The sequence below is a fragment of the Candidatus Curtissbacteria bacterium genome (assembly GCA_024654445.1).
In the GTDB taxonomy this organism is placed as follows: Bacteria; Patescibacteriota; Microgenomatia; order Curtissbacterales; family GWA2-41-24; genus JANLHP01.
Map to the genome: position 1 here is coordinate 70,109 of JANLHP010000026.1, position 20,699 is coordinate 90,807.

The 20,699-nt window shown below is 39.4% G+C and carries 17 protein-coding genes; 13 read left to right on the forward strand and 4 right to left on the reverse strand.

Features of this window, described 5'->3' with window-relative positions:
* Window positions 1-6: 6 nt before the first annotated feature.
* Genes NUV69_05090 through NUV69_05100 form a run of 3 tightly spaced genes read left to right on the forward strand, consistent with a single transcriptional unit; the run spans window position 7 to window position 3,984 of the window.
* Entirely contained in the window at window positions 7-2,244 is a 2,238-nt protein-coding gene (locus NUV69_05090) for a YfhO family protein (protein MCR4325033.1), read from the forward strand.
* Entirely contained in the window at window positions 2,223-3,227 is a 1,005-nt protein-coding gene (locus NUV69_05095) for a glycosyltransferase family 2 protein (protein MCR4325034.1), read from the forward strand. Before NUV69_05090 ends, NUV69_05095 begins: the two co-directional genes overlap by 22 nt.
* Window positions 3,217-3,984: a glycosyltransferase family 2 protein gene (locus NUV69_05100; protein MCR4325035.1), complete on the forward strand. Its 768-nt coding sequence runs from the start codon at window positions 3,217-3,219 to the stop codon at window positions 3,982-3,984. Before NUV69_05095 ends, NUV69_05100 begins: the two co-directional genes overlap by 11 nt.
* Here the strand turns inward: NUV69_05100 and NUV69_05105 are convergent, their stop codons facing one another.
* Entirely contained in the window at window positions 3,985-4,560 is a 576-nt protein-coding gene (locus NUV69_05105) for a hypothetical protein (protein MCR4325036.1), read from the reverse strand.
* Between the two features lie 40 nt (window positions 4,561-4,600).
* Between NUV69_05105 and NUV69_05110 the strand changes: the two genes are divergently transcribed.
* Window positions 4,601-5,689 carry a dihydroorotase family protein gene (locus NUV69_05110; GenBank protein MCR4325037.1) on the forward strand — a complete coding sequence of 363 codons (1,089 nt, stop codon included), beginning with the start codon at window positions 4,601-4,603 and terminating at the stop codon, window positions 5,687-5,689.
* Here NUV69_05110 and NUV69_05115 read toward each other — a convergent pair.
* On the reverse strand, window positions 5,686-6,048 hold the full coding sequence (locus NUV69_05115; protein ID MCR4325038.1) for a hypothetical protein: 363 nt from the start codon (window positions 6,046-6,048) through the stop codon (window positions 5,686-5,688). The two genes, NUV69_05110 and NUV69_05115, sit on opposite strands and share 4 nt — an antisense overlap.
* A gap of 51 nt (window positions 6,049-6,099) precedes the next feature.
* Between NUV69_05115 and NUV69_05120 the strand changes: the two genes are divergently transcribed.
* Complete coding sequence (locus NUV69_05120; GenBank protein ID MCR4325039.1) at window positions 6,100-6,714, forward strand: 3'-phosphoesterase; 615 nt, start codon at window positions 6,100-6,102, stop codon at window positions 6,712-6,714.
* A 96-nt stretch (window positions 6,715-6,810) separates the two neighbouring features.
* On the opposite strand, the gene NUV69_05125 is transcribed toward NUV69_05120, so the two are convergent.
* Together NUV69_05125 and NUV69_05130 are read right to left on the reverse strand one after the other, a co-directional pair.
* Complete coding sequence (locus NUV69_05125) at window positions 6,811-8,580, reverse strand: ABC transporter ATP-binding protein/permease (protein ID MCR4325040.1); 1,770 nt, start codon at window positions 8,578-8,580, stop codon at window positions 6,811-6,813.
* A 3-nt stretch (window positions 8,581-8,583) separates the two neighbouring features.
* A complete protein-coding gene (locus NUV69_05130; GenBank protein MCR4325041.1) occupies window positions 8,584-9,966 on the reverse strand; it encodes a hypothetical protein in 1,383 nt (460 codons plus the stop codon).
* A gap of 32 nt (window positions 9,967-9,998) precedes the next feature.
* On the opposite strand from NUV69_05130, the gene NUV69_05135 reads away from it, so the two are divergent.
* The 8 genes from NUV69_05135 to NUV69_05170 all read left to right on the forward strand — a co-directional run.
* The gene (locus tag NUV69_05135; protein ID MCR4325042.1) at window positions 9,999-11,741 is read left to right on the forward strand and encodes a 6-pyruvoyl-tetrahydropterin synthase-related protein; all 1,743 of its coding nucleotides are present in this window, start codon (window positions 9,999-10,001) and stop codon (window positions 11,739-11,741) included.
* On the forward strand, window positions 11,728-13,347 hold the full coding sequence (locus NUV69_05140) for a glycosyltransferase family 39 protein (GenBank protein ID MCR4325043.1): 1,620 nt from the start codon (window positions 11,728-11,730) through the stop codon (window positions 13,345-13,347). The genes NUV69_05135 and NUV69_05140 overlap by 14 nt, the downstream gene beginning before the upstream one ends.
* Window positions 13,348-14,958: a phospholipid carrier-dependent glycosyltransferase gene (locus NUV69_05145; protein MCR4325044.1), complete on the forward strand. Its 1,611-nt coding sequence runs from the start codon at window positions 13,348-13,350 to the stop codon at window positions 14,956-14,958. It abuts the gene before it with no gap.
* Window positions 14,955-16,469, forward strand: coding sequence for a glycosyltransferase family 39 protein (locus NUV69_05150; GenBank protein MCR4325045.1), 1,515 nt, complete (start codon window positions 14,955-14,957; stop codon window positions 16,467-16,469). Before NUV69_05145 ends, NUV69_05150 begins: the two co-directional genes overlap by 4 nt.
* Window positions 16,466-18,040: a glycosyltransferase family 39 protein gene (locus tag NUV69_05155; GenBank protein ID MCR4325046.1), complete on the forward strand. Its 1,575-nt coding sequence runs from the start codon at window positions 16,466-16,468 to the stop codon at window positions 18,038-18,040. Before NUV69_05150 ends, NUV69_05155 begins: the two co-directional genes overlap by 4 nt.
* Window positions 18,037-18,816: a glycosyltransferase family 2 protein gene (locus tag NUV69_05160; protein ID MCR4325047.1), complete on the forward strand. Its 780-nt coding sequence runs from the start codon at window positions 18,037-18,039 to the stop codon at window positions 18,814-18,816. The genes NUV69_05155 and NUV69_05160 overlap by 4 nt, the downstream gene beginning before the upstream one ends.
* Entirely contained in the window at window positions 18,813-19,841 is a 1,029-nt protein-coding gene (locus tag NUV69_05165) for a glycosyltransferase family 4 protein (protein MCR4325048.1), read from the forward strand. The genes NUV69_05160 and NUV69_05165 overlap by 4 nt, the downstream gene beginning before the upstream one ends.
* A partial coding sequence (locus NUV69_05170; GenBank protein MCR4325049.1) for a hypothetical protein occupies window positions 19,841-20,699 on the forward strand: 859 nt, incomplete at its 3' end. The genes NUV69_05165 and NUV69_05170, both read left to right, overlap by 1 nt.

The window sequence follows — 20,699 nt, forward strand, 5'->3', positions numbered from 1 at the left end:
TTTCCAATGCCCTCAGACAGCCTTCTTGGTCTTTATCATCCTTGGCGCGACAATTCCTTTGAAGGATTCATGCCTGGCAAGTTTCCGACAAAAAATCCACTCATAACAGATCCAATTTTGCAAACATATCCATGGAAGCTACAATCCGTTGAATCGTTTAAAAATAAACTCGCCCCCCTGTGGAACCCATATAGTTTTGCCGGGCAGCCTTTACTTTCAAATGTTCAATCTGCCCCCTTCCAAATATTTAACATCACTTTTTTTGCTCTTCCTTTTAACGTCGCTTGGGGAGTAAATATTATTTTGCCCCTACTCGCGACGGGTGGCTTTATGTTTTTTCTTCTAAAAAACTTAGGCTTGTCCAGCGCCGCGTCTGCATTTGGCGCCTTCATTCTCCCCTTTACAGGCTTTTACGTCGCCTGGATGACGTGGGGAACAGTCACAACAACGGCCGTGTGGCTGCCTCTCATTCTGTTATGCATATCCAAAATCACCAAAAAAATCTCTGCAGGGTTTTTTTTACTGCTTACGATTGCAGTTTCGCAAACAATTCTTTCCGGCCACCCTCAAACCGCATTTTATTCGTTAGTTGCATCTGCTTTGTTTTTAATTTTCACTCAAGTTCAGAAGAAAAACTTCCCTTCTGCAGCCATCATCACGTTCGCGATAATACTTGGCTGTCTCATTTCATCTGTCCAAGTCCTTCCTGCGATTGAATTTTCCAATCTTTCGGCAAGAAATACGGACCAAGGATATTACCAAGGCAGAGAAGACTGGTTCATTCCCCCCAAACACCTCATCCAGTTACTTGCACCTGATTATTTCGGCAATCCTGCCACATATAACTACTGGGGAGTCTGGAATTACGCCGAATTTGTAAGCTTTATTGGAATTATGCCCCTTTCGTTTGCGCTCCTTGCAATGGCGAGCAAGAAAAACCATGACAAGAAATACTTTTTCATAACCCTCGTTGCAATCTCACTGCTATTTGGTTTACAAAACCCCATATCCAAAATTATCTATCAGCAAAACATTCCATTTATTTCATCATTTCAACCCTCAAGGATCATATTTTTGCTAGTGTTTGCCCTTTCTGCTCTTACAGCCTTTGGCTTAGATTATTTTTTGAAGGGAAAACCCAAGAAAATATTACTGGTGTCACCCCTATCAATCTTCCTAGTGTTGCTTACAGTTTTCGCCTTCACTTATTTGAATCCAGAAATTTTTCCCAAAGCAGGCAATATAGATGCTTATCGGGTAGCGATCAGAAATCTCATTCTTCCTCTCGCGACTGTATTAGTAGTTATGGCTATATTTACCTTAAGGATTTACAAATTTTCATCGTACTTTCTTATTGCTGCTATTTTTACAGTCTCGGCATTCGAGCTGTTTAGATTCGCAGATAAATTTACACCCTATTCAAAAACCTCATGGATTTTTCCTGAGACGGCAACGACTAGTTTTCTTAAAGCCCAGGAAAAGCCATTTAGAGTAATGACAACAGATAGCCGCATAATGCCCCCAAACACATCAAGTGTTTATCGAATCGAATCAATAAATGGATACGACCCTCTTTATCTTGCGGACTATGCAAAATTTATTACAGTTCTTGAATCACACAACCCACATCAGGAAGCAGGATCGTTTAATAGAATTATTACACCTCAAAATTACAAATCACCCTTAGTAAATCTTCTGAACGTAAAGTACATTTTGAGTTTCAGCGAAATTAAAAATGAAAACTTCGAAAAAGTTTTTGAAGAAGGCGAAACGAAGGTATTCAAAAACAACGGTAGCATGCCAAGGGCATTTTTTGTGGATGAGGTGATTAAGGCAAATTCAAAAGAGGACGAATATTCGAAATTACTTGATAACAACTTCGATTTCAGCAAAACCGCAACTTCACGAGAAATGTCACTTCCAGAAAATGGAGGAGACAAATCACTATCGATAGAATCCTATAGAGACCAGTTTGTGTCACTCAAAACAAAAACTTCACAAGATTCGGCTCTGGTTCTAACAAACGTTTATTATCCAGGATGGAAAGTATACATTGACGAAAAGGAAACAAAAATTTACCCTGCCGATTCTATCTTTCAAATGGTCCTCGTTGCCAGAGGGGAACACGCTATCCATTTCAAATATCAACCCAAAACCTTTTATAATGGTCTAGCCCTAACGGCAGGCGGAACATTTATTACGATCGTTATGTTTTCACTTCTATGGCTCAAAAAATATCGATAGTAATACCCAACTATAATGGTGAAAACCTGTTGTCAAAAAACCTGCCACAGGTGCTTAAAGCTTGCAAAGGTTGCGAAGTCATCGTTGTTGACGACGCGTCTTCTGACAACTCTGTCAAGATTTTAAAAAAAGACTTTAAACAAGTAAAAACCATAATTCACCATAAAAATAGAGGTTTCGGAAAAACTGTAAACGAGGGTGTCAGTGCAGCATCAGGCGATCTTGTCCTGCTGCTAAATTCAGATGTCGTTCCAAAAGAAGGATTCCTCGACTATGCACGTGAACATTTTAAGCAAGAAGATATTTTTGCTGTAGGACTCGCGGATTTAAGCCACGAGAATGGAAAAGTTATAACAAGGGGAAAAGGCGGTGCAAGATTCAGACGGGGATTTTTAGAACACTTTCCTGCAAAGATTGAAGAAGGGGAAACGCTGTGGGTTTCGGGAGGGTCCAGCCTGGTTGACCGAAAGAAATTTAGTGAGATAGGCGGTTTCGACACAACATTCGCCCCGTTTTATTGGGAGGATATCGACCTAAGCTATAGAGCCAGAAAAAGGGGATACAAATGCATTTTTGAGCCGAAATCTAAAGTTGACCACTTTCACGAGGAAGGCGCAATCAAAAAACATTACAAAGAATCATTTGTTAAAAAAGCAGCTTACAAAAACCAATTTCTTTTTGTATGGAAAAACATCGACGATCCAATCTTACTGATAAATCACCTCATATGGCAGCCCTATCATTTTGCAAAAGCATTATTTACATGGGACCTACCTTTCCTGCTAGGATTTCTCTGGGCTCTCAGACAACTTCCACAACTCATATTTAATGATCAGAAAGACAATAATATAAAACCACGGTCTAAAGGCCGTGCTTCTCTGATCTTCGCTCAAAATTCGATCCATCCAGAAGATGAAATCCCTGGTTTTTTCGCTCAGAATAAAATATCAGACAGAAATATAATCAAACAATTTGAAAGATAACAACGTACTCTGGAACCCTATTAAAAAACCTCACATTATCGTAGTTATGCCCGCGTATAACGCAGAAAAGACTGTTAAGAAAACTTACGAGGACTTGCCTAAAGATTTAATTAGCGAAGTTATACTTGTAGACGATGCGTCTGGCGACAAAACGGTTGAAAAAGCAAAGGATCTTGGGATAACGGTTTACACCCACAACAAAAATAAGGGCTACGGCGGCAACCAAAAAACATGCTACGACGAAGCACTAAAGCGAAATCCCGACGTGATAGTTATGGTTCACCCCGATTACCAGTACGACGCAAAGCTTGTTGGAGTAATGTGCGAACCAATTGTTAACGGCAGAACAGACATTATGCTCGGTTCTCGAATTCAAACAAGAAGGCAGGTACTCGCGGGTGGCATGCCTTTGTGGAAATATTTTGCAAATAGGTTCCTAACTCTAGTTGAAAACTTAGCTATGGGTCTCAATCTATCCGAATATCACACCGGATTCAGAGCTTTTTCAAGTGACGTTCTAAGAACAATTCCTTATCCCAAATTTTCCGATGATTTTGTTTTTGACCAACAAATACTGATATCCGCACTCTCATACGGATATAACATTTCTGATATTCCTGTCCCATGTAAGTATTTTCCGGAAGCATCATCAATCAACTTCAAAAGGTCGAGCCAGTACGGAATACTAACTCTATGGACAGTCTTCAGCTATCTTATGCATCAAGCAGGTTTGGTCAAGTTCAAAATATTTAAGTAGCTAAGCGAATGTTCTGGCGGATAAAACTATAAGCAAAATCCCGATTGCGTGTAAAATGATTGACGCAAAGAAAAACCTAAAATGTTTAAATTTAACTCCGGCAAGCATCATTAACCCAAGTTCGTCGGGCAGGGGAGAGATTAGTACAATCGCAGCAAGATATGGCACCAAACCAATAAACAGTTTAGAATGCAAAATCCTATGCGCAACCCTTTTTGCAGATTTTGGTTCAATCAGCTCCAAGTCATCAAGAACCTCTCCTTTTAGGAATCTGTAAATGACCCAATTACCCGCGGATGATCCTATGCCACCGAGCATTGCTACCATTAAAGGATTAGCGCCCTGTTGTGAAATGAGAATAAAAATAGATGTAGAAATGGCGACCGTAAATGTGAATGAAAAAAGAACCCCAGCAAAGATTACTACAAAGATAAGGAGGACAGGGGATGGATAAGCCGTTAAAAATTGAGAAAAAGAGGAATTATGGATGTAGATTGCGATAATTATAGACAAACATAAAATAAAAAAATCCCGAATTAGTCTTCTCTTTTTAAATTTTAATTCTGTCTGCTGCACAATTTAAATATAACAGAACAGAGAAGATATTTAATTGCCCGTGGTAAAATTAACTATGAGTCATAGGAACAACATTATCAAACTGCCTGGCCTGGCTGATCCTCACGTTCACTTCCGAGAACCCGGCGCAACACACAAAGAAGATTTCTCAACAGGAACGAAAGCAGCTATAGCAGGTGGTTACACTCAAGTTTTAGACATGCCGAACAACCAACCTCCAACTATAACTCCAACTACTCTCGAAAATAAAATTAAACTTGCAAAGGGAAAAATATGGTGCGACGTTGGTTTTAATTTTGGGGGAACAGCGTCGTCAGCCAAATATTTCAAAAAGGTTTACAAAAAGGTTTTTGGCGTCAAAGTTTACATGAACCACACAACAGGCCCACTTTTGATAGACAAACTTAAAGAAAGAGAAATTATCTTTAAATCTTGGACCAGCCCTCTTCCTGTAATGGTTCATGCGGAAGGAGAGACCGTGGAAGTAGCGATAAAACTTGCAAAAAAATATCAAAAAAATTTACACGTATGTCATGTTACGGCAGATCAATTACCGGCAATTGAAAAAGCCAAAAAAGAAGGCGTGGTAATTACTTCGGAAGTTACTCCTCACCATTTGTTCTTAAGCAAAAAAGACATGGCAAGACTTGGCCCATACGGCATGATGAAACCCCCACTTCTTTCAAAAAGTGATCAGCAAAAATTATGGAAGAATATAGACAAAATAGACGTCATAGCGACAGATCACGCACCTCACACAAAAGAAGAAAAAGAAGACAAATCAAGCGCCAAATATGGAGTCCCAGGTCTTGAAACAACCTTGCCTTTGATGTTTGACGCAATTGCGCGAGGAATGACAACGACAGAAAGATTAATCGAAATGATATCGACTAACCCAAGGAGAATATTTCATTTGCCACAACAACTTGACACTTTTGTACTTTTAGATTTTTCAAAAACGTTTAAAATTTCAAAAGACAAATTATTTACGAAATGTGCATGGACCCCATTTGAAGGGATGAGTGGAAGGGGAGAGGTAAAAAAAGTAGTCATGCGCGGGAAAACTGTCTTTCAAGATGGGGGTTTTGTAGGAAGGCCAAGTGGAAAGGTTATATACCCCGAGCTTTAATTTTTTACAATACAAGCGTCGAACTTTTGTTTTTCTTCCGCAGTTAATACCTTCACGTCATTGTTCTCAAGTAACTTTTGAATCGATTCAGGACTTAGAGCGCCTTGTACGCATTCAATATTAACTTTTCCGATTCCAGGAAGTTCTGTTTCTGTTGGAGCTTGGACCTCCTGTCCAGACGCGGGAGATTGACTACCAAGTCCCGAAAAGGCACCACTTCTCAAACCTTGAAATATAATAAACAACACAAAAACGCCAATTACAATCCAAATAATAAAGAAAATCGCGGCAAGCGATACCAACATCCTTCGCGAGAGATGCTGCACATTCTCTATAAGACTGTCTTTCTTGCTAGCCATGAGATTAGCTTAACTTGAAACTTATAAAAAGGCAAATGTTAAAATTATGATATGGCAAAAGACGACAAGCTTGCCAAGTATCGATCGATGAGGAGTAAGGACAAAACTCCTGAACCTTTTACATCCAAAACGGCAAACCCTGCCGCTTTATCATTCGTTATCCAAAAACATAAAGCGACAGCACTCCACTATGATTTTAGGCTAGAAGTAAATGGCGCGATGCCATCATGGGCAGTGCCGAAAGGCCCCTCGCTCGACAGCTCTGTCAAAAGACTCGCAATGCAAACAGAAGATCACCCGATCGACTATCAACATTTCGAAGGGGAAATTCCAGAAGGGCAATACGGAGTAGGGCAAGTAATAATTTGGGACAAGGGAACGTATATACCCGAAATGGATGTTAACGGCAAAAGAGTGCAAATAGACGACAAAAAGACGGGTGAAAAAATCATGGAAGAGGGAATTAAAAAAGGCGAAATAAAATTCTTCTTAAACGGAAAAAGGCTGAAGGGATCCTTCGCCCTAGTTAAGACAAAAGGATTTCCTCCTACGAAAAAAGATAACGCATGGTTACTTATAAAACATAAGGATAAATACACTAAAGCTGGCTACGACGCCAAAAAATTCACGACCTCAGTCGTTTCAAACAGATCACTAAAACCTTAAAGGTCTAATAAACTTCCGAGAGCTGAAAAGCCCTCGGCATTGCCTTTCAAGTTTTAGGCCCGCAGCTCGAAAGAGCGAGGCCCGCAGGAAATTACTCTAGTGCAATTCAAATTTTTCGAGTAATTTCCTATTTCCCTCTATTTGGTAATTCAATAAATCAGAATAAACTCCTGGTTTTTTAGCAAGTTCCTGAGGATTGCCTGAATCAACAACTTTACCCTCATCGACAACAATTACCTTATCAACATTTTGAATAGTCGAAAATCTGTGGGCAATAATGATGACGAGTTTTCCTGCCATCAAATTTTCAAGTGCTACCTGAACCTCTCTTTCGCTTTTAGCATCAAGGCTGCTTGTGGCCTCGTCTAAAATTAAAATAGGAGAATTCTTAAGTATGGCTCTGGCGATTTGTATTCTTTGTTTTTGTCCTCCTGAAAGACGAACGCCTCTTTCTCCAACGAGTGTACCCAGACCTTGAGGGAGTTTTCTTACAAATTCCCACGCGTTTGCCTTCTTGAGGGCGGTTATAATTTGCTTCTCGGTGTGTCTCCTATCTCCATATGCAACATTTTCTCTTACGCTTGTGGAAAACAACTCGCTTTCTTGGAATACGAGAGAAACATTACTTCTGATGAAGTTATGAGAAAATTTTTTGTAAGGTTTACCTTTCAAGTAAATCTCACCGCTACCTGGTTCATAAAATTTTAAAATTAAATTAGCGATTGTCGTTTTGCCGGTTCCACTTGGGCCAACGAGCGCAACCGCCTCATCCTTTCCGATCACAAACGACACATTTTTTAGAACGTCACCCGCCTCATCATATGCGAAGGAAACATTTTTGAATTCGATAGAAGCATCACGAATAATAGAAACTGCATCTCTCGAGTCGAAGTCTTCCGAAGAAGGTAGATTTAGAATCTCGAAATATTCCTTAGACCCGCTCTCTGCAGTCTGTATCTGAGTAAGCATGAACGACATTGCAAAAAGAGGCCTCCTTGCCTGGGTAACAAGCTGAAGAATTAAAACCATCGTACCGATCGACATCGAACCAGAAAATGCGCTGTAAAAAACTACAAGGTTAATTGCGAGTAATATTATGTGCAACGAAAAATTACGAGCAAAATCAAAAATATGAAAAGTCCGACTTTGCTTTGCATAAATTTTGTTAATGTCTCCAAGACTTTTTTCTAAAAATTTATATTCGGCTTTTTGACTATTAAAGCTCGTAACTAATTTAATATTAGAAACTACTTCTTGGATTCTGCCTCGAGTTATATCTTCGATTTTATTTTTCTTTATCTCTTCCAAACCCCACTTTTTGGCACTCCAGTAGCTAAGAGTAAGGTATATAGGAAAAAGTAAGAAAGTAAAAATCGCAATTGGAATATTATAGTAAGCAAGCACCGCTATCGTGAATATGCTCTGCAAAAGCATAGGCAACATAAAGTTAGTCGCTGCATTCACAAAATTTTGAATAGACGTAATCGCTCTATTTAACTGATGAACTATTTTGCCCGATATTTCACTATCAAAATAACTCTGGGGCAAAGCAAGTATTTTGTAGTAAAATTTTTCCGTTAAATATTTTCTCAGTCTACCGGCAAAATGATCTCCAAGCCTTTCGCTAACAGAAGTAAGCAAAACGCCCATTAAATTTGCACCAAAGGCAACGGCAATTAAAAGTATCAATCTTTGTGTACTTGCGCCGTGTCCCTGAATCTTTGAAACAATCTCATCGACTATAAACTTTGAAAGTACAGGGGCAACGAGTTCAATTGCGGCAGTCAAAAGAATTAGTACCGCAAGGGGAAAAATTAGATGATAAAGGGGCCGCGAAATCTTTATTATGTTTGCTATGTTCTTCATGATTTAAATGAGCGCCTTTAGTATTCTCCAGGTACGCTCAAGTTCCGTTTCACTTCGAACAATATAACTTTTTGAACTTAACAATTTAGAATTATTGAAAACAGCAAACTCGAGAGGAATACTCCCAGTATTTGTAGCTTTTAACCACATACTAACATTTGTGTCTTCACCCGGAAATATTTCTTCTTTTTCAAAACTTATATCCCACATCCCTGCATCTTTCGAATTGGTTTCAAGTTTAAGGTCGGACGTATGCCAAATGTAATGCCCCTTATTTTTAAATGTAATCTTTACTCTTTTGCCCACATCGCGAACGACAAACTCTGGAATGTTCGACTTTATCTCTGATGCAAGATCTTCGCGTGCAGGGCTGCCGGCAATTTTATCTAGATTGGCAATGGTCGTGTATTGATCGAAATATTTTTTCCCAAGAACTTGTCCTTGTACTTTGAAAGAAAAGTCATAAAAAAGAGACTCGGGATAATTAAAAATAAAAGGTGTAACAGCTACAACTCGTTCGTCATTCCAAATATCACGAAAAGAGGCTTCAAAATAATCAGAAACGGTTTCTTCGGTTAACACTTCAGAACGCTTCCAACCTGTCTCTGTAATAAATACAGGCAAGTTTTTGCCATTTAAATAAGGAGAAAGAACAGAAAGCTCCCATTTGTATCCGTCTATTCCTGTACGGCCCGACTTAAGTGGGCTTGCGCTAAATTCCGGATTTGGGTAAGAGTGTGAAGCAAGCCCATCAAATTCCTTGAAGATCCCACCTTTATGCTCCTCCATTTGTGCAAAGTAAATATCTGCACTCATCGCACCTTCGCTGTTTTCCATAAGAGCAAGATCCAAAGGAGCGCCCAAAACAAAAAAGTCATCACTCCGTCTTTTAAGCTCGGAAATTGTTTTGGACAATTCGTCCGTATAACTTTTCGGGTCTACCTGCCCTCCCCACTCGGAGCCATGATTAACCTCGTTATAAACTTGCACGTATCTGATCTTTGTGGGCCAGGGAAGAGCGGACAAAAACTCAGCCCACTGTGCCGCGTCATCCTTTTCCGGTCTTTGCCACGAGCCTTGGTCAAACTTCGTTGCAATACGAACGATGGGTATTAAATGGTATTTCGACAGCTGGTGAAAAACTCCCCGCCACCTATCTATATCTCTTTCATTTTTAGTGACAAGTAGCAGCACGTAACCCCAATCGCCATTGCTGTTTACCATCGAAGCAGCTTCTTCTATTTCCGACTCCGGCGAAAGCAAGCCTATCCCTACCTTATTATTATGTACATTTATTGGATCATAAACGGCATAGACGTCAAAAGGCAGTATAAAAACAACCAAAAGTATTAAAAATATATATTTTAGTTTTAAAAAAAAGCTCATAATATCTATCTTTGTGCTAGAATTTTTCTAGAGTGAAAATATTATACAACTCGACTTTCTTAGCGATCATTCTCCTAATCGCAATTTCTGCCCCCGCCTTAAAATCGCTCGCGCAAAACGGACTATATACTAGCCATGACGGAGAAACCCACACGGCTAGAATCGCACAGTACTACCTAGCACTGCAGGACTTCCAAATACCACCCCGAATCGCCCCAACATTATACAGTAGCCTCGGTAGCCCAATGTTTGTATACATATACCCAGCGCCTTATTTTCTTGGTGCTGCAATTCATTCTCTCGGAATTTCCTATCAGCATTCATTTAAAATCTTGATGGCTTTTGGTTTTATTTTCTCAGGTGTTTTTTCTTATCTTTGGCTAAAAGAGATTTTCAAAAGCCAAAAAGCTGCGCTCGTTGGGGCAATCTTCTATATTTGGGCTCCTTACAGACTTTCTCTAATCTATGTAAGGGGTTCAATATCAGAACTGCTCGCATATACTTTCACGCCTCTCGTTTTTTATTCAGTTACAAAACTCTCGAAAAAACTGAACATAAAATGGACAGCGATAACTGCTCTTTCGACAGCTCTTTTGCTGCTGTCCCAAAATCTTGTTGCCATGATCATTCTTCCCGTTGTTGGAACATACATCCTCGCGCTGGCAATTTCTAAAAAGTCGCCTAAATTTTTTGCTCTAGCCACTCTTTCAATAATTTGGGCAGCCGCGATTGCCAGCCTCACTTATCTACCCTCACTTTTGGAAAAACATTACGTAAGACTTGAAGAGATTATCGCCGTTGCATATCCCGACCATTTTATCTCCTTAAAACAATTAATATATTCTCCTTGGGGATACGGATTTGATCTGGTTGGCGTAGTTGGCGACCAAATGTCTTTCCAATTAGGTCTTGCTCATATTCTAGTTCTCACAATGGCCACAAGTCTTATCATATTTTTCGCAGCATGTGTTCTAGTTCATAAAAATTTCCTTAATTCTTATCTAGAAGTAGACAGTAAGACCCTTAACCTCAGCGCCCTATTCTTGTTAATTTTTGCATTTAGCATTTTTCTCGCTATAAAAAGTTCCCCCTCTATATACATTTGGAAAAATATTGACTTGCTCAGCGTTATCGACTTGCCGTGGAGGCTTCTAGGTGTGACCACTCTCAGCGTGGCCTTCCTGGCCGCATATGTTGCAAAATCAGTAAAGATTACACTTTTTTCAATACTCTTAATTGCAGCTGTTCTAGTTGCAAACAGAAACCACTTAAGAATCAACGAAAAAGTTTTATTTAGCGACGAATATTTTGAAAATTATTCACAATCCGCAACTCAATATGGAGAATTTACACCTAAAACTCGTCACACGACAAATGCTCCCGAAGACTTTAACAAATCCGAATTCGTTGATATCGATGAAGGCATAGCTAAAGTAAGAAGCCTCGAAAACAAATCCAATAAAATTATCTTAGTTGTAAATGTAGAAACTCTGCGGGCAAGGATGCGTCTTAACAGGTACTACTTTCCAGGGTGGGAAATAAAAGTTGACGGTAGGAAGCTAGAGCCGCATGAAATTACTGTGACCGGATCAAGTTATAAAGCTTTAAATTGGCAAAAAGATATGTCTGGGCTTATGGCAATAAGATTGCCAGCAGGCACCCATTTAGTTGAAGCTAAGTTCACAGAAACTCGACTTCGTGCTCTTGCAGATTTAATAACGTTTGTGTCACTAACTGCAGCGCTTTTTGTAGCTCTTCGATATGCTAAAACGTAATCTACCCATCATCGCAATCGTTTTATTAGCTGCAGTTCTGCGACTTTATCATCTTAACAAAGTACCGCCAAGCCTTAACTGGGATGAAATCGCAAATGGTTACAACGCCTACTCAATCCTCAAAACTGGAAAAGATGAGTTTGGAAGCAAATTACCTTTGGCATTCAGGTCTTACGACGATTATAAGAACCCTCTTTATATATATGCAGTCGTTCCATCAATAACCGTCTTTGGGCTCAACGATTTTTCAGTCCGACTTCCCTCCGTTATCATTGGAACTTTAACCATCCTCACAACCTATCTCATGACCAAAGAACTTTTTAAAAACAAAAATATAGCTCTTTTTTCAGCGCTTTTTTTGGCAGTTTCTCCCTGGCATCTCCAATTATCCCGTGTAGCCTTTGACACTAACGCTGCTATTCTTTGGTTTACTCTTGGCATTTGGGCCTTTATAAAGGGTACAAAATCACAAAGCAAAAAAACATTAGCATGGTTTTCGATAACATCTTTGGCGTTTGGATTAAACCTTTTTACATATCACACTGCCCGAGTTTATGTGCCTCCCTTTTCCTTATTTCTCATATTCCTATACCGAAAAGAACTTCAAAACATTAAAAAATACTTAATCTTGCCAGCAATAATTGCCGCCACTTTTGCAATTTGTCTTCTGCCCCTCATTTTCTCAACAGCCGGTCAACAAAGGTATCAAGGAACTACTATATTTGGTGACAAATCGCTCCATTTTAAAAGTGCCGAACTTATTGCCCAGGACGAAAAAAACGGCCAGAAATTTACAGGAAGAGTTTTACATAATCGCCGTTTTGTTTATATACCCAAACTTATAGAAAATTATCTTTCGCACTTTAGTTCGAACTTTCTTTTCTTCGACGCTGATCTTGAAATACACCACGCACCAGAGATAGGGCTACTGTACTTATGGGATTTACCTTTTATAGTCGCGGGCGCCTACTTCTTAATAAGAGGCAATTTCGACCAAAAAACTAAATTGCTCTTAATTTTCTGGTTTTTAACAGCGCCAATTGCTTCGGCAATTACCTGGGAGGCACCTCACGCAAGAAGAAGCGAAATGTTTCTTCCCGTATATCAAATTCTTGCCGCAATCGGCGTTTTAACACTTATTAGTTACACAAAAAGAAAAACTCTACTTACGACTTTGATATTCTCAGCCCTATTTCTTAATGTTGCCTTTTACCTCCACCAATACCACAAACATCTCCCTCTGGAATTTGCTAAATCTTGGCTTTACGGCAGAAAAGAGGCTGTTATGTTCACAGAAACAAACAAGCAAAATTATGAGAAAGTTATAGTTTCAACTAAATTGGAGCAGCCGCATGAGTTTTGGCTGTATTACTCAAAGTACGACCCTCAAAAATATCTAGAAGAAGGAGGAACAATCTCCGGCGGTTTTTTGGAAACGAGGAATAAGTTCGACAAATACTATTTCAAACCGATCGAATATGAAAAACAAAAACAAGAGGCCAAAACTTTGTTCGTCACCCTTCCTTCAGAACTCCCATCAAACACTACTCTGCTTAAAGTTATAAAATATCCAAACGGGGAAGACGCGATTTACATCTTCAATTAAATGAAAAAGTACCTATTTGTCTCAATAATACTTCTTGCGTCGATCCTAAGGCTTTATCATCTCGGATCCACACCCCCCTCACTTTACTGGGATGAAGCGTCATTAGGCTATAATGCTTATTCAATTTTAAAAACGGGCCATGACGAGCATGGAAATTTCCTACCACTAACCAACTTTCCCGCCTTCGGCGACTACAAACCGCCGCTTTATATTTACGCAACCGTTCCCTCAATTGCAATTTTTGGCCTAAGCGAATTTGGGATAAGGTTCCCGTCAGTTTTTTTTGGAATCTTAACCGTAGCGTTAACATATTTCCTGGCAAGAAAAATATTCAAAAATGAAACAGTAGCAATTCTTGCCGCTTTTTTTCTGGCAATTTCTCCTTGGCACCTGCAGCTTTCAAGAGGTGCATTTGAAGGAAATTTAGCCTTATTTTTCTCGACTTTGGGAATTTATCTTTTCGCTAAATTTGCTCAAGATAAACCAGCCTACATTTTTCCGTCAGCTCTATCATTCCTACTTGCGATGAATACGTTTACAGCCCAAAGGCTCTTTGTGCCATTTATCCTATTGATTCTTGCCATCCAGTTTAGAAAACAAATTCTTGACAATATTAAAGTTGTCGCAGTTTCGGCAGTCATCGCCGGAGTTTTATTTTGGCCACTTTTTAATTTCGCAACTCGAACCATGGAAGGCAGGCTTCGTTTCAACGAAGTCTCTATATTTAAAGACTTAAAGCCCAGCGATGAATCTATTAAATATAGAAACCAAGACAATAACCCGTTAATCTCAAGGGTAATCCACAACAGAAGACTTTTTTACGCCAATGAGTATCTTAAGCATTATCTTGACGCCTTTAATCCAACATTTCTTTTCACAAAAGGCGACATAAACCCCCGCCTTTCAATGCAAGAAGTTGGTGAGCTTTATTACGTTGATATTGCACTTATCACGGCTGGGATATATTTTTTAATTTCAAAAAAACACAAATATGGTTTCCTGTTGCTTGGGTGGCTACTTGTATCTCCTCTCGGGCCTGCAACAGCAAGGGAAACACCACACGCCCTGAGAATGATTCACATCTTGCCTACATTTCAACTCATAGCGGCCTTTGGTCTCTATCATCTATACCAAAAGATAAAGGTAAAGAAAATATTCATAACAGCAATTACCTTGCTTCTCGTAGGCCAATTCATATTTTACTTACACATATATTACGTCCACTGGCCACGCGAGTATTCTGGAGAATGGCAATACGGATACAAACAGATGGTAAATGCCATCGAACCCTTGTACCAAGAAGCTGACCAGATAATAGTAACCAAGAACCTTGGAAGACCCTATATATATCTCTTACTTTACTTACAATACCCTCCCGATAAGTACGTTCAAAATGCTAAGATTACAAGGGACCAATTTTACTTTATAAACGTTGATGGCTTTGAAAAATTTCATTTTGTTTACTCCCAAAATGAAGTTGAACAGCGAGGAAATATCATATACGTTATGCCAAGAGGAGGCACGCCTTCTGGCGCACAAAAGATTGAAGAAATTAAAAACCTAAAAGGAGAAACGGTTTTCGAAATATCAAAAATTAGTTTAAACCAATGACAAGTCTTGCCAAATTTTTACAAAAACCAATTATATTTTGGATCCTAATAACCGCAACGTACTTTGCAACAAGGCTAATAAATCTTTCTATTATCCCCATTTTTACAGACGAAGCCATTTATTCATTCTGGGCTCAAGTTGCTTTAAATGACCCTGCAAATAGGTATATTTCCTTAGTAGACGGCAAACAGCCTTTGTTTATATGGCTTGCGGCAATTAGCCAAAGGGTAGTCAGCGAGCCGTTAATCGCAAGCAGATTAGTCTCTGTCTTTGCTGGGTTCGCTTCAATAGTCGGCATTTATTTATTAGGACGAGAGCTATTTAGCAAAAAAACTGCCATTTTGGCATCCTTACTATATTTAGTGTTGCCCTTCACACTCTTGTACGACCGAATAGCCCTTTACGACTCACTTCTTACAACGTTTTGTATTTATGCCGTATTTTTTACAGCAAGACTTGCAAAAAAACCCGCCCTCGATACTGCTTTTTTAGCGGCATTTGCAATTGGTGGCTCCCTAATCACCAAATCCTCTGGATTCTTCTTCCTTTACCTAATGCCTTTTTCCCTTATTCTCTTCAACTTCAAGAAGAATGTTGCAAGGTCGCTTGCAGTATGGGGGTCGTATGCATTTTTAATTTTTGTGTTGTCGCAAGTTATCTTCAACAGCCTTAGGCTTTCACCTCTTTTCTACATAATTGAACAGAAAAACGCGGAATTTATAAGAACTACGCAAGACGTAATAACAAATCCTACCGATTCTGTTATCTCAAACTTCACAACAATGGTTGGTTGGCTTAACTCCTATATCGGAACAGGTTTGTTGATCGTTTTTGTAGCAAGCGTTATCTACGCACTTATCAAAAGAAACAAAGCAGCCATATTTTTATCAGCATACATTTTTGCTCCGTTTGCCTTCGAAGTTTTATACAACGAGATCTTGTACCCGCGATTTATGCTGTTTTATTTCCCTTTCATCTTGCTGATGATTGCCTACTTCACAACAACACTTCTTGAAAAATTTCCGCAGCGCAGAAAAATTATCGTGGTTGTTTTTGCATTACTACTCCTTATGCCCACGCTTAACTCAGTGAAGCTTCTCACAGACCCACCTTCAGCAAAAATTGCCAAGAGCGATTCGGACCAATATTTCAATTCTTGGCCCGCAGGATATGGTGTCAATGAAGTCGTAAGCATCTTAAAAAATGAATCAAAAGACAAAGACATATATGTTGGAACGCAAGGTACTTTCGGGCTCTTTCCTTATGCTCTCAACATTTATTTTCCAACAGGCAGCAGGGTCCACATATCGAGTTACTGGCCCGTCGATCCAACTAACATACCAGAACAGATTCTCGCGGCTTCAAAAAATAATAAAACATTTTTTATATTTAATGAGAATCAAGCCGAAGTCAACAATCCACGTCTCAAAGAGGTCGCTAAATTCCAAAAGGGAATAGGCAGTAGTTACATGCGACTCTACGAAGTAAATCCCGGCCGCAATTTGGAGTGAAAAGCAAAACAATATTATTTACGATACTAGCACTCGCGTTTGCCCTAAGGTTTTTCCAGTTAGGCCAAGTACCGCCTAGTCTTAACTGGGATGAAAACAGCAATGCTTACAATGCATACTCAATACTCAAAACTGGTAGGGACGAATACGGAAATTTCTTACCGCTTGCAAATCGTTCGTTTGACGATTACAAGCCTCCTCTTTATATGTATCTTAGCGTCCCATCGATAGCAATTTTCGGCCTCACCCCTTTTGCAGCAAGGTTACCGTCCGCAGTCTTTGGCTTTCTGACAGTTCCACTTGTATATTTATTAGCAAGAAAACTTTTCCAAAATTCATCAAACAAAGAAACGATTGCACTTATTGCTGCCCTTCTACTCTCAATAGCGCCCTGGCACTTACATTTTTCAAGAATAGGGCTAGAAGCAAATATCGGTCTTTTTCTAACAGTTGCAGCTGTAACAACTTTCCTATATGGCATAACCAATAAAAAATTACTCATATTATCAGCCGTCCTCTTTGTTCTTTCCCTTTATGCCTACCACGCTCAACGAGCAACAACCCCTCTTCTTCTTTTAACGCTCGTTGTGATTTTTAAAAATGAAATAAGAAATTTCCCTAAAAAATATAAAGCTGCGTTTGTTGCCATTATCCTAACAGGTGTAGCTATCCTAATTATTCTTGCACCCCGAGAGACTTTTACCGGTAGATTGCAGCAAGCCGGGAGTGAAGCACGAAGAGAGGATATCGAAAAATCAATTAAGTACTTAGAATATGATAACCTTTCACCTTTTTCAAAAATAGTCCATAACCGTAGGGTGACCATTGCTCAAACCGCACTCAACAATTACCTACAAAGTTTTGATTTAAATTTCCTCTTTACAAGAGGTGACGACAACTCAAGGCATCACGTCGACGGCATTGGGATGCTATATCTCTTTCAGCTACCGCTTGCGCTTATTGGGATATTTCTTCTTGTAAAACACAAGAATAAAGAGGCATTACTTATACTAGCTTGGCTGTTAATCGCCCCCATCCCAGTCGCGCTTGCCAGGCCTTCTCCACACGCCATAAGGAGCTTCAGCATGGTAATACCTTTAACCATAATTTGTGCACTTGCACTCAGCGTCTTAATTCAGCAGAAGGGGAAGTATAGAATAATTGCTCAAGGGGTGACAATCATCGCAGTTGCATCGTCCTTATTCATATACCTGCACGAATACTTTTACCACTATCCAATCACTCATGCTTTCTCCTGGCAATATGGATACGCTCAAGCAGCAGTAGAATCAAATAAACTCAAAAACGATTTTGACAAGGTTATAGTAGACAAATCGATTGAACAGGCTTATGTATTCTGGCTCTTTAATACGAAATACGACCCAAAGAACTTCCAAGAAAACGGAAACGCTAACTCTTTTGATAAGTTTTACTTCTCAGATCAAGCACCGACGAACCCAAGAGAACTCTTTGTCAGTGCGTCAGATTTACCCGAAGGATTTAAAACTGTCGCATTAATAAATCTCCCAAACGGGGAAAAATCGATTAAAATTGGTTACAAGGAAAAATGAAAAAAACACAAATTTCTGTCGCACTGGCTACATTTAATGAAGAAGAAAACATAATAGACTGCATAGAATCGGTAAATAAATTTGCGGACGAAGTAGTAATTGCAGACGGCGCATCTGTCGATCGAACTGCGGAGATCGCGGAAAAACTAGGCGCAAAGGTAATTAAAACAACAAATAAACCGATGTTCCACACCAACAAAAATCTTGCGATAGATAACTGTCATGGACAGTGGATATTTTTAATAGACGCAGACGAAAGGGTGTCTGAAGAACTAGCACGCGAAATTAAAGAAACTATTAAAAAAACACCTTCCGAAAACGGTTTTTGGATTAACAGAAGAAACTGGTTTTTGGGCGGGTACTTAACAAAAGGCGGCGCATATCCCGACAGTGTTATAAGACTCTTTAGAAAAGGTAAGGGTAGATTGCCGGAAATAAGTGTTCACGAACAGGTCAAAATTAAGGGTGATGTCGGCCATCTTAGAAACGATATTCTCCACTTGGCCGACCCAAACTTTTCAAGATACCTAACAAGAGCAAACCGCTACACATCTTTCACTGCCAGCAAGTTAAAAGAGCAAAACACGAGAACAGATATACTCACCTTTTTATATTACGTCCTGATCAAGCCGCCGGTCACTTTCTTAAAAATCTACTTTAGGCATAGGGGTTACAAAGATGGTTTCCGAGGCTTTATTTGGGCTCTATTTTCCGGTGCGCATCATTATTATGCCTATGTTAAGTATTGGCATGAAAATGGGACAAAAATAAGATGAAAGTAGCAATCGATACAACCCCAATAGACTCAGGACACAGCTTCAGAGGAATAGGAAGTTACACTAAAAACTTAGTAGACGAACTGAAAAAAGGGGATTGGGGAATTGATTTTGAGTTTTTTAATAATGCTTCCTCTCCCCCACCGGCAGACGTAATCCATTACCCGTATTTCGATCTCTTTTTTCATACCCTCCCAATTAAAAAAAATTCAAGAAGGGTAGTGACAATCCATGATGTAATTCCTTTAGTCTTTCCCGAGCGATTTCCATCCGGAATCAAAGGATACATTAATTTATTTTTGCAAAAAAAAGCCTTAAAGAACACAGACGCAATAATTTGCGACTCACAAACATCCAAAAAGGACATAATAGAAAAACTTTCAGTTCCGGAAAAGAAAGTACATGTGGTATACCTCGCTCCATCGAAAAGTTTTAAAAAATTAGCAAACCAAAAAGTACTCGAGAAGATTAGAAAGAAATACAAATTACCAAAAGAATTTGCTCTTTACGTTGGAGATGTGAACTGGAATAAAAACATTATCAACTTACTCGAAGCGATTAAACACTCTGGAACAAATTTGGTAATGGTCGGCAAGGCACTAGAGGACGAGAACTTAATACAAACAAAACAGATCAATAAAAAAATAAAAGCACTCGGTTTGTCCGGCGAAGTGACTAAAACTGGGTATACACCTGAAGACGATCTGGTTGGAATCTATAATCTTGCCACGGTCACCGTCTCGCCATCTTACTATGAAGGATTCGGCTTACCCGTACTTGAGAGCATGGCAAGCGGAACGCCAGTCATTTGTTCGAATGTCGCGTCGCTATCTGAAATAACAGGTGATGTTGCAACCTATTGCGACCCCGATGACCCAACAGATATTTCAAACAAAATAAAACTGATTACAAATCTTTCTTCTCAAGAAAGAAAAAGCCTTTCGGAAAAATCCCAAAAACATGCGATACAGTACTCGTGGGCTAAAACAGCAAAGGATACTGTCGCAATTTACAAATCAATATAATGTCATTTAAAAAGGTATTTTTTAATATCCTCCCCCTTTTTGTATTATGGAGAATATTTTTATTTGCGGTTGCCTATCTCTCTCCTCACCTTATACCTGCTTTTGGAGCAACATTTCCATATTCGCAAGAAAGACTTATCTCAACGCACCTACCACACTTTATCTGGGCATTCGGAAATTTCGACGGCGTTCACTATCTTGGCATTGCTGATATGGCCTATGCCGCCCAATACACTCAAGCGTTTTTCCCCATCTTTCCAGTCCTGATTAAACTCGCCTCAACTCTTACTGGTGGAAATTTACTTATTGCTGCGCTTGTCGTATCCAATTCAGCTTTTCTTTTGGCGCTGACGATTTTTTATAAGTTAATTGCTGAAACTTACAACTCCAAAACTGCCCTCTGGTCAGCGGTATTTCTTCTAAGTTTTCCAACGTCATTTTACTTTGGGGCTGTTTATACTGAAGGCATCTTCTTTCTACTTGTTATTTCGGCATTTTATCTCGCAAACCGAAATAAAATTATCCTCGCATCAATTATCGGAGCATTTGCTTCAGCGACACGCCTCGTGGGCGTATTTCTCGCCGTCGCGCTTGCTCTTAAAAAGAAAACAAATCCATTTCCGCCACTTCTTATCGTCCCTCTAGGGCTCGTTGGCTATATGATTTATCTGAAGTTAGAGTTTAACCAACCACTATATTTCTTGACTTCCCAGGCAATATTTGGTCAAGAAAGATCAACAACCTCGATAGTTCTGCTGCCACAAGTGCTTTACAGGTACTTAAAGATCGCCAGTACCACCAGCGGCCAAACTTTACAAATCGCCCTTTTTGAACTATTCTCAACCCTTTTTGCGCTTG